The organism is Sphingomonas gilva, assembly GCF_003515075.1.
Classification (GTDB): Bacteria; Pseudomonadota; Alphaproteobacteria; order Sphingomonadales; family Sphingomonadaceae; genus Sphingomonas; species Sphingomonas gilva.
The window spans coordinates 117655-131428 of sequence record NZ_QWLV01000006.1 but is presented as its reverse complement, the minus strand read 5'-3'; the positions used below and the strand labels follow the sequence as shown (position 1 = coordinate 131428).

The following is a 13774-nucleotide window of genomic DNA, read 5'->3' as shown; positions in this document are numbered from 1 at the left end:
CGCGTCAGTCGCGCACCTCGTCGACATTCTTGAACCACACCATGTTCGACTGCCAGCCGCCCGCCGCGGCGGCGGAGACGAACTGGTTGGTCCAGTCGGGACCGCGCGAGACCAGGCCCGGCGCGATCAGCTCTGGCGGAAACGGGCCTTTTCCGGTCAAGAGCATGATCCCCGACCAGCCGTCGTGATCGGCATCGATCTGCAGGCGATAGCGGTCGCTGCCGACATCCGTGACGACAATGACGCCACCCTCACGCAGTTCGTCGAACTGGGCGCGCGACGTGATCAACGACGTGATGACGCCCGACGGCTCGATGCCGACCAGCGCGAAATCCAGCGTCGGGTCACCGACATTGATGTTGATCAGCGCGTTCGCCGCCAGTTGGCCGGCATATTGGCCGGCCTCCTGCATCCGCTTTTCGAACTTGCGCTGCGGCACCGCCAGCCGCTGGCCGTCGGGCGCGCGGACCTGGCGATAGGTGTCGAGCGCGCCGCAGCCCGATTGGGTGATGGTCGAGACTTCCTCGAAATTGATGCTCGCGCCGTTGATCCCCGCCCCCGCCAGCGCGCGCGAAATCTCGCTCTGCGCGGCAGATGGGTTGCCGGCGACGCCGGTCAGCGCGACCGTGACCGCATCGCCGTCGCGCCCGATATCGACGATGTCGAGCCAGGTGCAGGCGACCGACGGCAGCACCGAATTGACCGCGCCCCGCGCCACATCGACAGGGTCGCTCGAGACGGCGGCAGGCGCGCCGCCCTTGGCGACCTGCGGCTCTTCACCGCGGCCGAGCAGCAGCCAGCCGAGCAGTGCGATCACCAGCAGCGCCGCGATGCCGCCACCGATCAGCACGCCCTTGCCAGGCCCGGAAGGCGCCGCGGGGGCGCCCGGCGGCGTGCTCGGCAGCCGCCCGGTGAGCCCGGTCTTGTCGAGCTCGGCCAATACCTCGTCCATCGAGCGCAAGCGCTCGGCGGGGTTGGCCTTGGTCATCTTTTCGAGCACCGGCCTGAGCGCCTCGGGCGCGGCCGACAGGTCCGGCCCCGCGCGCCTCTTGTCGACCGCATCGACCAGCGATCCGCCCATCTGCACATTGCGCCGGCCGGCCACCGCCAGGATCACCAGCGCCAGGCTGTAGACGTCGCTCCACGGGCCGACATCGCGGCCGAAATCGCCGAGCTGCTCGGGCGCGACATAGTTTAGTTTGCCGGCAAACCCATCGCCGACGATCGTCGCCGATCCGGGGTCGAGATCCTTGGCGATGCCGAAATCAATGATCTTGGCCTTGCCGAGATTGCCATCCTCCAAGAGGACGTTGTCGGGCGACATGTCGCGGTGGATGGCGCCGAGCGCGTGGGCCACGCGCAGGCCCGCGGCGAGCCGGCGGAGCAGCTGCGCCAGCTCCTCGGGCGTGGCCTCAACCTGGCCGAGCACGTCGGCGAGGTTAGTGCCGTCAACATATTCGGTGACGATGTAGAGCACGCCCAGTTGCGGCTCCTGCGCGAGCACGCGGTACTGCACCAGCGCCTCGTGCTGCAGCCGGGTGAGCGTGCGCGCCTCCTTCCTGAACATCGAGATGACGTTGGGATCGGCGGCGAGCGAGGGCAGCATCACCTTGATCGCGACGCGTTCGTCGGTGTTGACGTTCACGCCCTCGAACACCTCGCCCATGCCGCCGCGGGCGATGAAGCGCTTCACCTCGAAGATATGGTTGAGGACGTCGCCAACCTGGATGCCCTGGCCATCGGTGCGCGGCGCGAACTGCGTGCCGAAATGGCCGGTAGCCTCGCGCGGCGGCTGCGATGTCGGCGGCGGATCGAAGGTAGTGGCCGGTTCGGACGGTTGGGCGACGGGCGGATTTGCAGCCGGAGGTTCGAAACCGCCAACAGGCTCGGGCGGTTGCGGCGGCACCGTTGCCTCGTCCGCGTCGGCGGGCGGCTGAACGGAGGGCGGCGGAAAGTCCCCGGACGGCATGAACACGGTCCGGTCCTCCTGGTCCTCGGGCGGGCCGGGCTTGTTGTCGTCCTGGTTCATGGGTTCACCGTAACGGCCGGTTCGACAAAGGAAAGTAGGGTCGGCTCGTGCACCGCGACGGTGATGATCGTCACATTGTCCGGTGCGCCGCGATCGAGCGTGAGGTCGACGAGCTTGCGCGTCGCCGGATCGGGCTCGTTGAGGTTCAGTATCTCGCCGATCTCGAAATCCTCGACCTGTCCGGTCAGCCCGTCGCTGCAGAGCAGGAAGATGTCGCCCGGCTCGACTTCGTCCTGGATGACGTCGACCTCGACATCGTCGCGCACGCCGACCGCACGCGCGAGCACATGGCTCATCGGATGGTCCTGCGCGTCCGCCTCGGACAGCAGGCCGCGATCGAGCATCTCCTGCACCTGGGTGTGATCGCGGCTGAGCTGATGGATCATGCCGCCGCGCACCAGATAGGCGCGGCTGTCGCCGACCCACAGCACGGCGAAGCGCCGGTCGCGGATGAACAGCGCGACGACGGTCGATCCCATCTGGGTGCCGCGCTGCTCGGCCTGGCGCCAGATGCGGCGATTGGCGCCGTGGATCGCATCGGCGATCGCCTCGCACGCCTCCTCGAACGGCTGCGGGATGACGACCATGCTCAGCGCATCGGCGATCGCGGCCGAGGCCCATTCGCCATTCTCGTGCCCGCCCATGCCGTCGGCCACCGCCCAAAGCCCTTCGCGCGGGCGTTCGCAATAAGCGTCTTCGTTGTTGGTGCGGACACGCCCTTCATGGCTCAAAGCCGCGCTGTCGATGCGCATGCCCGTCATTCCGCCCCCTCCCTGTGCGCATCCTCGCTCGACCGCGCGGGCAATGTCAGCATCGCCCGGATCAGCAGGTCGGGCCGCTCGCCGGCCAGCGTCGCCGCTTCGCGATCTTCGCTGCCCATCGTCCACCAGCCGGCATGGCCGGGCCAATCGTCCTCCCAGAGGGCGGGGGCCTTCCCGACCGCAGCCTGGAGCCGGTCGGCGTTCCAGCCTTCTCCAAACGCGTCGTAGATCGCCGCCTCGCAGTGCGCCGCCCCGTCGCGCGCCTGCTCGCGCCCTGCTACAGCGACCTGTGCAAGGATCGGGTAGCGCCGCCCGACGCCGTCAACCGAAGGCGCGATCGCCCCCGCGACCCAGCCGCCAGCTTCCTCCCAGGCGAAGCGCCACGGCGGCGCGCTGTCGAACGCATCCTCGAACGCGTCGCCCAGCGCCTCGCGCGCATCCGCCATCGAGGTCGAGAGCCAGTCGTCGAGCGCGTCGCGCACATCAGGGGCGAAGCCGCGCGCGATGAAATCGCCGTGCGCGGGCAGCTTGCCGAAGATGGCGGCGCTGGTCACAGCGCGGTCGGGCAGCGGAACGACCACAGGCCGCCGCGGCTGAAAGGGTTGTTCTCGCTGGGCAGCGCGATCTGGAAGGTGACGGTGCGCCCGCCTTCGCCGAAGCTGGCCTTCAGCGCCTGCGCGCCGGCGTTTTCCTTGTCCGCCTGGTCCATCAGGCGGAACAGCGCCCAGGGGCCTTCGGCCTCGAACTTGCGCAGCTCCTGCTTGCCGTCCTGCCCGAACAGCGTGACCGAGGCGGTGGGCAGCCCGCCCGAGACCGACCACAGGATCGGCTTGGGCTGGTTCGAATCACGCGCGAAGCGGTAGTTCGCGCCGCCGCTGGCGAATTCGACCGCGCCCACCTCGCTGCCGAAGCTCGCCACCGCGACCTTCAGGGGAAGCCCGCCGACCAGCAGATCGCGGATCTCGCCCGCCTTGGCGAACTCCTCGGGGCTTCCGGGCGCGAGCGTGGCGGCGACCGGATCGTCCGGGTTCCAGCGCCAGATCGGGCCCTCGGTCTGCATCATCGGCCTCAGCCGCTGGGTGACGAAGCCGTCGATCGTGCCGCCCATGCCGAACACGCGCAGCATATCAACCACTGCCGCATCCTGCTGGGCGCCCCCGAAAAAAGGGTAGCGCTCCTGGGCAACCTCCCTGCACGCCGGCATCACGCTTTGCGCATAGGCGTCGCTCACCGCGCCCTGCGCCGCGCTTGTCTGCGCGGAGGAACCGCCCTTCGCGGCTTCGGAGACGAAGCCCTGCAACTGCGCCGGCGCGCCGGCGGCCGCCGCGGCGACCGAGGCCATCGCGGTCGCCATCTGCGCCTGGGTCGCTTCCGACCCGCCGCCGCCGCCGACCGATTGCGCCGCCATCACCGCCTGCCCGGCCTCTTTCACCGCGCCTACGAAATCGTCGATCGGCGCCGCGCCCTTGCCGTCGCCAACATATTCGTGGACTCCGGTGAAATAGGCGGTGATCTCCGCGCCCGCATCGATCTGCTGCGCGCGGTCGCGCAGCGCGGCGTTGGCATAGTTGCCGATCCGGCTGGACCCAAGCCGCTGCTTGGCGATCGCCGCCGCGCCGCCGCGCAATCCGCCCGAGAAGATCGTGTTGCGGCGCAGCTCGAGCAGCACGCGCTTCAGCGGCGAGGGCATCTTGGTGAAGGCGCCGAACGCGGCCGGATTGGCGAAATAGGGGCCGGGCTGCATCACGTTCACGACATTGTCCCACGCCGCGATGTAGTCCTTGGCGTAGAGCCCGGCGACGCCGGGGCGGACATTGCCCATCTCGCTCTGGATGCCCTGCGAATTGGCGTCGCCGCCCATCACCCACAGGTCCTTCTCCAGATCGGCCTGCACCGTGGCGAGGCCGAGGAGATAGGATTTCTCGTAACCCTCGCGCGTGAAGAAATAGGGCACCTGGGTGGTCAGCACCTGATCCGGGTTGGAGAAGGCGAGCGCGTCGCCCTGGGTCAGGACATTGGCCATCAGCCATGCCTGGCCCTGCGTCGCCGCCTTCTGCTTCATCACCGCATAGGCGCGGTCGGCGAGGCTCAGCGTCTGCACCGCCGCGCGCGCCGAAGCGACGAGATTGCCGTCGAGCGGCGCGCGCCGGCCTTCCCACACGCTCGCCAGATTCTCGTCCTCCAGCAGCGCGGCGAGATGCTGCGCCAGCTGGTTGCGCTCCTGATTGGCGTCGGAGCCCGGATAGACCTCGGTCGCCCAATCGGTGGTGACGAACGACTGCACCGCCTTGCGGTCCATCGGCCCTTGCGAGCCGAGCATCAGATAGACCTTGAGCGGCTCGTAGAGGCGCATCGGATCGCCGGCGTTCGCCTGCATATATTGCTCGAGCCGGAGCAGCACGCGCGGCAGCAGGATGCGGCGCAGCGATTCGCGGTACGCCTCTTCCGCCTCGCGGCTCAGGCTGCGCTGAAACAGGCCGAAGCGCATGGTGAGCGGCGGCCCGCTGGCGCGGCGCTGGGCATAGCCGTAGGGCAGCGCGCGCATCGCGTTGAGCCCGGGCAGCGCCGCGCGCAGATCGGCGTCGCTGTCGCGCACTTCCTGCAGGTCCACGCCCGATTGCTTGAACAGGCCGTTTGCCTCGGTCGACTTGGCGAGCAGATCGTTCTGGAAGCTGCGATTCTTGGCGAAGCTGACGCCCCAGGCGCCCAGCGTCAGCACGCTGATCGCAGCGACCGCGGCCAACGCGCCGACCAGCTTGGTCTTCTGGCGCGCGCGCGCCTTGGGGTCCATGGTGACGAGGCCCGCTTCGGGGAACATCGTCTCGGTCAGCAGCCGGTTGAGGAAATAGGCGCGGCCCGATCCGCCGCCCGTCTGCGGCCGGTCGTAGACGTCGGCCATGCCCGAAAGGATGCGATCGAGCGGCGCGCCTTCCTGCACGCCCGAGGTGAGATAGAAACCGCGCAGCACCCCAGCCGGCTCGGCTCCCGCCGGGAACGCGCCGTCGAGGAAGCGCATCAGCCGCGACCGCAGCGATTGCAGCTGCGAGGGGAAGCCGAGCAGCAGGCTGCGGCGGTGGAGATCCTGCTCCTCGAACAGCCGCTTGGCCTGGCGGTCCGCCACCGCCTGCGCCATCTCGTCGAACGCGCGCGCCAGCGCCTCGGCGGTCGGCTTGCCGTCGGCATAGGTGACCGTCGCCCCCAGCACCGCTCGGCGGCCCTCGACGTCGAGATCGTCGTAATATTCGACAAAGCCCGCCAGCAGATCGGCCTTGGTCAGCATGACATAGACCGGAGCGGCGACCTCCAGCGTCTTCCTCAACTCGCCTAAACGGCGGCGCACCGCCGCGGCGTGCGCGTCGATCTTGGCGCAATCGGCGCGGATCAGTTCGTCCACGCCGATTGCCACGATCACCCCGTTGATCGGCTGCAGCGGCCGGTGCTTCTTCATCAGCTCGAGGAAGCTGAACCAGCCGCGCTGATCGACCGCCGCGTCCGAATCCTGCGTGGTGTAGCGGCCCGCGGTATCGACCATCGCCGCTTCGTCGGCGAACCAGAAATCGAGGTTCCGCGTGCCGCCGACACCCTTCAGCGCCTGTTCGGCGAAGGGGAAGCGCAGCCCCGAATTGAGCAAGGCGGTGGTCTTGCCCGCGCCCGGCGGGCCGATGATCACGTACCAGGGCCGATTGTAGAGATAGCCGCGCTGCTTGCCCGACGCCTCCTTCAATCCCTTCAGCGCTTCGGCCATGCGCAGCGCCAGCGCCTTCGATTCCTCGTCGGCCGCGCTCGGCTGGGCGAGCTCGTTGGCGATCGCGTCGTTCGCCTTCTTCGCCTTGCGCCAGCGCCAGAAGGCGGCGAAGCCGAGGATCGCGAAGCTCAGCAGGACGAAGCTGACGCGGATCCACATGGTGGCGAACCAGGTCGAGAACATCGGCAGCAGGAAGCCGAATATCGCGGCGATCAGGACGGTGCAGAAGATCGAGACCGTCCACCAGTTGCGCATGAAGCGATACATTTAGGCAGCCCCCCTCAATACCGCCTGGGCACGATGATCTCGACGCGGCGGTTCTGGGACTTGCCCTCTTCCGTGTCGTTCGACGCGATCGGCACCGTCTCCCCCATGCCCTTCTGGGTGACGCGGCCCGGATCGCTCAGCGTGCCGCGCAGGATCGCCGCGATCGTCTCGGCGCGCGCCTGGCTCAGCGCCATGTTGTCGGGGAATTTCAGGTTGGACACCTTGTCGCTGTCGGCATGGCCCTCGACCAGCACGCTGCCCTGCTCCTCCTCGATCGCCGCGCCGATCCGTTCGAACAATGCGCGCCGGCCTTCCTCCAGTTGCTCCGAACCCGATTCGAACAGCTGGCCTACGGTGGTGCGCACGCGCACGGTCTGCGAATCCTCCTCGACCACGACGAGCCCCTCGGCGATCTCGGGGGCGAGGAACTGCTTGAGCTTCGACGCCTGCGCGCTTTCCGCCGGCGGAGGCAGCGCGCCGCCCTCGCGCGACAGGCGCAGCCGGTCGTCGGGAGCGATCCCGCCCAGCGTCGTCGACGGCGCGTCGCCAGACGACATCAGGATCAGGCGCAGCACGATATAGATCAGCAGCAGCAAGGTCGCAGCCGCCGCCGCCGCCATCGCGACATAGCTCCACAGACCGAGCTTGCCGACCGGCGCCTTCTCGCCGCGCCAGCGCGGAGCCATCTCGATCATCGAAAGACCGCGGACATGGCCCAGCGCGCCCTGCAGCCGCGCCATGATCTCGTGCAGCCGCCGCCTGCCGTCGGGCATCACGCGGAAGCGGCCTTCGAAGCCCGAGGCGAGACAGGCGTGGTAGAGCTCGATCAGGTCGAGATTGTCGCCCGGCGTGCGCAGCATGTCGTCGACCAGCTGCCAGAAGCGATCGCCGCCGATCGCCTCCTGGAAGAACTGGACGACCATCGATCGCCGCGCCCATTCGGCGCCGTCGGTGCCGAGCCCGGGCAGGTTCTGCGCGATGTCGTCGATCGTCGCGCACACCGCATATTTCGCGCGCTGGCGCGTCTCTTCCGAGTAATGCGGCGCGATCGCACGCTCGAAATTGGCGATCGCCTGCGTCGCCTCGCGGTGGAACTGGGGCAGCGGCGTGCGCACCCGGCCCGATCGGATACCCGCCGCGAGCGCCAGCACCGGGCCGGCTTCGGCCAGCATGATGTTGCGCACCTGCCGCGGCGTCGCGGGCAGCGGCACATCGTCTTCCGACAAGCGCGACGGCGCGAGAGCGGGGGCCTGCACGCCCATGCCGGAGCGCGTCATCGCCGGCGGCGCGTCATAGCCCGAATAGTCGCCCTGCGGCGCGGAGCCATAGCTTTGCTGCGGCGGCGGAGGCGCAGCATAGCCCTGCGGCGGCGCGCCGTATCCGGCCGGATCGGGCTGGCTGGCATAGCCGCCCGGCGCGGGCGGCTGCCCCCATCCGGCGCCGCCCGCCGGCGGCTGCTGCGGGGGCTGCTGGCCCTGCTTCAATCCCTGCAGCGGCGAAGGACGGAACACCGTCTTATTGCCGCCGCCTCCGCCCGAACCATTGCTCATCGGCTGGCCCTCTTCACGCACCACAGCTCCATCTTGAGCTGCGGCCAGTCGCCTGCGACATGGAGGCCAAGCGCGGGCGCGGTCGCGAACTCGGCCCAGTCGGGAACCCCGCGGTCGAGCTCGAAATAGACATAGCCGGGCAGCACGCGCAGCTGCGGCGGCGGGGTCGGCGTGTGGCGCAAGGGCACGCCCGGCAACGCCGAATCGACGATCTGGCGCATCTTCTGCACCGGCCCGAGCTTCGCCACCTGCGGGAACAGCCCGCGGATCTCCTCGACCGGCGAGGCGGCCGCGACCGCCAGATAGAAATAGCCGGTCTTGTAGAGATTATGGTCGACGATCTTGGAGACGTAGGCGCCCGGCCCGGCATTCTCGAGCGGCATCTGCACCGCCGAGCGCTCGAACACCGCCGCCAGCATCGATTGCAGCAGATCGAACACCGGATCGAAGCAGGTCTGCGGATTTTCGTGGTCGTAACGCGGCAGGGGCGGCGGCTTGCGGTCCGACCGGATCAGCGTGGCGAGCTCGCCCGACAGGCCGACCAGCGTCTCGTACAGCCGCTCGGCATGGACGTTCGGCAGTCCTTCGAGATGCTGCAGCATCGGCACCCAGCGGTTGAGCGCCTGGAGCAGCAGGAAGCTGGCGAAGGTCTCCGCCCCGCCGTCGGTCGCCTCGACCGCGCGCATCGCCAGCTCCTCGGCGCGCTGCTCGGCGCGGCCGATAATATCGGTCAGCCCGCCCTTCAGCCGCCGCGCCGCGTCGATCGACAGCGAGGGCGGGATGAAGCGATCGTCGAACATCAGCTTCTTGTTCTGCACCTCGCGCACGCGCACCGCGCCCAAGGTCACGCGGCCGTAGATCTGGTCGCGCGTCACGCCGAAGCGCAGATTGGGGCGGCCGAACTCGACCGGCTCGGTCGCGCGGTCGTCCGAAAAGGCGTCGGCGACCTCGCCCTCGTCGACCAGGAAGCGCGCCTCGACCGCCTTCGAATCCGCCTCGCGGAACTCGACCGCGCCGATCTGCTGGGCGGGGAGCGTCAGATGGATGACCGCGTCGCGCGCGTCGCCCGGCACCTCGAGCGGCTCGGGCGGCGGCAGGTCGTCGGGGATCGAAAAGGGCGTGCCGTCGGGCATCACGCCGCTCGCGCGGACCACGCCGAACTTGCCGAGCGTCGCCAGATCCTCGTCGACGACGATCTCGGTGAAGCCCCACGCCCATGGCCGCACGCTATCCACCCGGGCGCGCAGCTGCGTCTCGATGAAGCGGTCCTGAGCCTGGAAATGCTGCGGCCTCAGGAACATGCCCTCACGCCACGCAACACGGTTCTTGCCCGACATTCAAATCCCCCCAAGGACGCCCACCCTTTAAGCACAGCTTCCGCTTTGCATAAAGCGGCGTTATTGGTGAAAGCGGGGCACGGGGGAAGATTTTCGAACCGATGACTTGGTCGCGATTGACATGAGCCGGGGACAGGACGGCGGCGGTTCTTTCGACCCGCGCACCTGGGCCGCGGACGCGCCCGCCGCAACTCGTTCCTCCCCGCGCACCGATTCGACCTCGTTCGATCCCCGCGCCTGGACCGTGGAGGACGCCGCCGGCGCGCCACCGGTTCCGCCCGCCGCTCCCGCGGCACGCCGATCGATCCCGCCGCTCGCGGCTCCGCTCGGCGCATCGATAGCGATCCTGCTCGCCGGAGCGGTCACGGCCTGGACGATGCATCAGCCACCCGCCGCGCCGGTCGCCGCGCAGGCCGAGACGGCCGGCGCAGAACCCGCCGCGAATGCCAGCCGCCGCACGCTGATGCTCGCCGCGCCCGACGCGATCGTCGGCACGCTGACCGAAGCGGGACTGCCGCCGGCCGACGCGCAGGCGCTCGCGGCGATGGCGCTGGAACGGATCGGCAATGCACCCGGCGAGATCCGGCTGGTGATCGATCTGGTCGAATCGCCCGGCGCCGCGCAGGTGACCCGGCTGGAGGCGACCCGCGCCGACGGATCGGGCCTGGTGCTGACCGCGAGCCCCGAGGGCTATGTCGAGAAGCTGATGGAGGCGGAGCTGACCGCCACCATCGCCTCGGCGCGCGGCGAGATGGATGCGACCAGCTTCTATTCCTCCGCCGTCGCCGCGGGCATCCCCGACAGCCTGATCGGCGAGATCGCCAAGGCCTTCGCCTTCGATTTCGATTTCCAGCAGGAAATCGCCCCCGGCGACATCTTCGAGGCGGCGTGGGAGCAGCAGGTCAATCCGGCGGGCGATCCGGTGGGGCCACCGTCGCTGGTCTATGCGCAGATGGTGACTCAGACCAAGTCCAAGGCGCTGTACCGCTTCCTCGCGCCCGGCGACACGGAACCCGGCTGGTACGACGGCAACGGCGCCTCGACCGTCCGCGCCCTGATGCGCACGCCGGTCGACGGCGCGCGGATCAGCTCCAAGTTCGGTTTCCGCACGCACCCGATCCTCAACTATCAGAAGCTCCACCGCGGCACCGATTTCGCCGCGCCCATCGGCACGCCGATGTACGCGTCGGGCGATGCGGTGGTCGAAGTGGCGGCGCCGCGCGGCGCGGCCGGAAACTTCGTCATCCTGCGCCACGATAACGGCTGGCAGACCCGCTACATGCACCTCAACCGCTTCGCCGACGGGCTGGTCCCCGGTGCGCGGGTGAAGCAGGGGCAGCAGATCGGCGAGGTCGGCACCACCGGCCGTTCGACCGGCCCGCACCTTCATTACGAAGTGTGGATCGACGGCGAGCCGGTCGATCCCCAATCGATCGACACCGGCACGGGCAAGCAGCTGGAGGGCGACGCGGTGAAGGCGTTCCGGACCGAACGCGACCGGATTGACCTCAGCCGGTCGCAGCGGACGTAGCGAGCTTCGCCTCCGCCTTGGGCCGCCGCGCGAGCATCAGCAGCGGAACGACGATGGCGAGGAGCGCGAAGGTCATCGCGATGCTGGCGTTCAGTCCCTCTTCCGATCCGCCCCACAGCACTCGGCCGGCCAGGTCATAGTCGATCGCTGCGCCGAAGCTGCCGGTGCCGGGATTGGGATCGAGCCCGACGCCGAGCTGCTCGGTGGCGTTCCAGGCGATGTGCGCGCCCAGCGCGGCGGCGATCCCCTGCCCCTTGAGCGCCAGCAGCCCGAACATGACGCCGCCCAGGAACAGGTTGAGCAGCGATACCGGCGCGCGCGCGCCGCCCATGATGTGCAGCCCGGAAAAGGCGACCGCGGTCAGCAGCACCGCCGCCGCGCCGCCCCAGGCCTGCTGCAGCACGGGCTGCAGCCAGCCGCGGAAATAGATCTCCTCGGCGCCCGCCTGCACCGCGATCGCCGCGACGCCCCACAGGATCATCGCCGCGCCCGCGCCGCCGCCCTCCCCCGCGACCGCCGCGCCCGACAGGGCGGCATAGCCCGCCGCGACGAGCAACCCGCCCGCACCGATCGCCACGCCCAGGCCGAACGACGGCAAGGGCCGCGCGCCCATGCGGAGCGGGTTAACCCCCATCAGACGGCCCGCCACCAGCGCGGCGACGATCATCGCGCCGAAGATCACCGCGACGAACAGCGTTTCGATCAGCGCGTAATTCTCGGCCTGGCTCGCGGGGAGCAGCGGAACGAGCCGCTCGGCAAGGCCGGGGCCGAAGAAGACGAACGCGGCGCACAAGGCGACTGCCACGACAAGCGCGACGACGGCACGGATCATGCCACCTCTGAAGTCCGCAGGCGCAGTGTCAGCCTTCGACGGCATTGACCACGACCGGTACATTGGCGAGCGGGCCGAGCCGCGCGATCATCTGCCCTTCCTCGCTGAGCGCATCGTGTTGCCCGCCAGCCGGGCGGAACGCGGGTACGGTTGACCGGAGAGAAGGCGATTCGCTCATCCGGGTCAATCTTCAACGGCGTTGGTCATGACGCCAATCGTACCGAGCGGCCCGAGTCGGGCAACGAGCTGACCTTGTTCGTCGATCGATGGAAATGCGGGCCGTGGGCCTTCGGATGTATTCACCGGACGGGCGATCGATTCTAGGCCCGGCCGCCCCCTGATGAAACCCAGCTCGAAGAATAGTGGGCGTTGCTCCACAACGGGTCGATGACTGGCTCTGTAGCGGCGATAGGGCGTGGCCGGCAGAAGCGGCAAGCCCACGGTCATGCGTCCTTGATGGGATTGCCCAGGCGGCAGTCGCGTGGGCAACGGGTAATTCAGCGTTTCCACATCGATATCGGGCGGCGGCATGATCAGCTTGCGCGAAAGGGTTACGCTGTCGGCGGCGAATTCGACCCATGGAGCGTCGCGCATCGGCAATATACCCTCGTTTCCGATCTCATCGTGTAGTCCATCCAGCAGGAACAGCGTCTCGTCGATTTTGTTGGTCGCGGTGTATGAAAGGCTCAGCGCGGCCTCACTCATCTCGAGCGACACTTCGACAAGCAGTTCGCGAAGCTCAATCGTTCGAGACATCCTGTTCGCGCCTTTCTTCGTGCAACCACCCAATGCCGGCCAGAGCGCTGCAATCAACAAAGTTTCCAGCGCCCGCCGTCGGTCCATGTCAGTAATAGGGCCGGCTAGGCTGCGGCGGATCCCACTGGCTGCGAATGAGGTTCTCCGAATAGGGTTCGTTATCATAGGGGGGAATGCCCACCGTGCGAACCTCCTCCTTCTTGAAATGGTCGTAGCCCGAAGGATGGGTCGAAGGCTTGTGATCATTCTGCACGGGGGTGACATCGCGTTCGCCGTGCGCCGCGTGAGTCGAATGGACGAGTTCATGGGCCAGCCCGACTCCCGTCGGACGGTTTTGCCACGACTCTGTGCCGCTTCCCACGGTGGTCTTGGTCGGATTGAATTTGATCGTGGAATTGCTTCCGGAGCCCGGCTTGCCGTCCGGTCCGACCGAGGCGTTGGTTACGCTGTCATACCCTACGGCGTTGCCTCCGGTTGTCGGCACGATCTTCACCTTCTTTCCCGAACTTTCGAGGTCGCTCAGCATCTTGGCGCCGGCCGGAGTTTTCATGATGTCCGCCAATGCCGAGACGGTGGCCTGCTGGAACGCCAGGTCGCCCTCAATGGTGATCGCTGTGCCGACCTGGATCGACGGAGCACCACCGCCAGCGTTGCCGATCAGGACGGTGAAGCAGCCCAGCACGATCACGCCGCCATGCGCCGTCATGTCGCCCATTCGCGCGGCGGGAAGCTTCATGACGAGCACGGTCGGCGCCCCGGGCGAGACGATCATGTCGGGCGGGCCGACACAGGTGCACATGTCGGTCAACCGCGCCTGGGGCAGTTTGCAGGTAAGCACAGTCGTGGCGCAGGGCGGGATGATCGGCCCGCCGACATGCGGCTTCGGCCCGTCAAACATCGGGCAGACATGCATGTCGGTCACGCGGGCCGCGGGCTGGCTCAACCTATCCGACTCCCCTTCGCCTT

General features: G+C 68.5%; 11 protein-coding genes. 1 reads left to right on the top strand and 10 read right to left on the bottom strand.

All coding sequences use genetic code 11. The features are described 5' to 3' along the window. Positions 1 to 4: 4 nt before the first annotated feature. The 6 genes from D1610_RS12830 to tssK are packed head-to-tail and all read right to left on the bottom strand — an operon-like array spanning position 5 to position 9689. A complete protein-coding gene (locus D1610_RS12830; protein ID WP_118864587.1) occupies positions 5 to 2029 on the bottom strand; it encodes a serine/threonine-protein kinase in 2025 nt (674 codons plus the stop codon). After that, a complete protein-coding gene (locus D1610_RS12825) occupies positions 2026 to 2790 on the bottom strand; it encodes a PP2C family protein-serine/threonine phosphatase (RefSeq protein ID WP_222927012.1) in 765 nt (254 codons plus the stop codon). The genes D1610_RS12830 and D1610_RS12825 overlap by 4 nt, the downstream gene beginning before the upstream one ends. Beyond that, positions 2787 to 3344 (bottom strand): type VI secretion system-associated protein TagF, encoded by a 558-nt coding sequence (tagF, locus tag D1610_RS12820; protein WP_182466828.1) that lies wholly within the window; start codon positions 3342 to 3344, stop codon positions 2787 to 2789. Before tagF ends, D1610_RS12825 begins: the two co-directional genes overlap by 4 nt. Then, on the bottom strand, positions 3341 to 6802 hold the full coding sequence (gene tssM / locus D1610_RS12815) for a type VI secretion system membrane subunit TssM (RefSeq protein WP_118864585.1): 3462 nt from the start codon (positions 6800 to 6802) through the stop codon (positions 3341 to 3343). The genes tagF and tssM overlap by 4 nt, the downstream gene beginning before the upstream one ends. Before the next feature lie 14 nt (positions 6803 to 6816). Further along, positions 6817 to 8373 (bottom strand): type IVB secretion system protein IcmH/DotU, encoded by a 1557-nt coding sequence (icmH, locus tag D1610_RS12810; RefSeq protein ID WP_245942222.1) that lies wholly within the window; start codon positions 8371 to 8373, stop codon positions 6817 to 6819. Then, positions 8349 to 9689, bottom strand: a complete 1341-nt coding sequence (gene tssK, locus D1610_RS12805) for a type VI secretion system baseplate subunit TssK (protein WP_118864584.1) — start codon at positions 9687 to 9689, stop codon at positions 8349 to 8351. The genes icmH and tssK overlap by 25 nt, the downstream gene beginning before the upstream one ends. Before the next feature lie 121 nt (positions 9690 to 9810). Between tssK and D1610_RS12800 the strand changes: the two genes are divergently transcribed. Continuing rightward, positions 9811 to 11220, top strand: coding sequence for a peptidoglycan DD-metalloendopeptidase family protein (locus D1610_RS12800; RefSeq protein ID WP_118864583.1), 1410 nt, complete (start codon positions 9811 to 9813; stop codon positions 11218 to 11220). Here D1610_RS12800 and D1610_RS12795 read toward each other — a convergent pair. The 4 genes from D1610_RS12795 to D1610_RS17140 are packed head-to-tail and all read right to left on the bottom strand — an operon-like array spanning position 11198 to position 13721. After that, positions 11198 to 12052, bottom strand: a complete 855-nt coding sequence (locus D1610_RS12795) for a CPBP family intramembrane glutamic endopeptidase (protein WP_182466827.1) — start codon at positions 12050 to 12052, stop codon at positions 11198 to 11200. The genes D1610_RS12800 and D1610_RS12795 overlap by 23 nt on opposite strands. A 28-nt stretch (positions 12053 to 12080) precedes the next feature. Continuing rightward, positions 12081 to 12230, bottom strand: coding sequence for a hypothetical protein (locus tag D1610_RS17145; RefSeq protein ID WP_182466826.1), 150 nt, complete (start codon positions 12228 to 12230; stop codon positions 12081 to 12083). 5 nt (positions 12231 to 12235) lie between these two features. Next, on the bottom strand, positions 12236 to 12895 hold the full coding sequence (locus D1610_RS12790; protein WP_222927011.1) for a hypothetical protein: 660 nt from the start codon (positions 12893 to 12895) through the stop codon (positions 12236 to 12238). Between the two features lies 1 nt (position 12896). Continuing rightward, the gene (locus tag D1610_RS17140) at positions 12897 to 13721 is read right to left on the bottom strand and encodes a M91 family zinc metallopeptidase (protein WP_245942232.1); all 825 of its coding nucleotides are present in this window, start codon (positions 13719 to 13721) and stop codon (positions 12897 to 12899) included. Between the last annotated feature and the right edge of the window lie 53 nt (positions 13722 to 13774).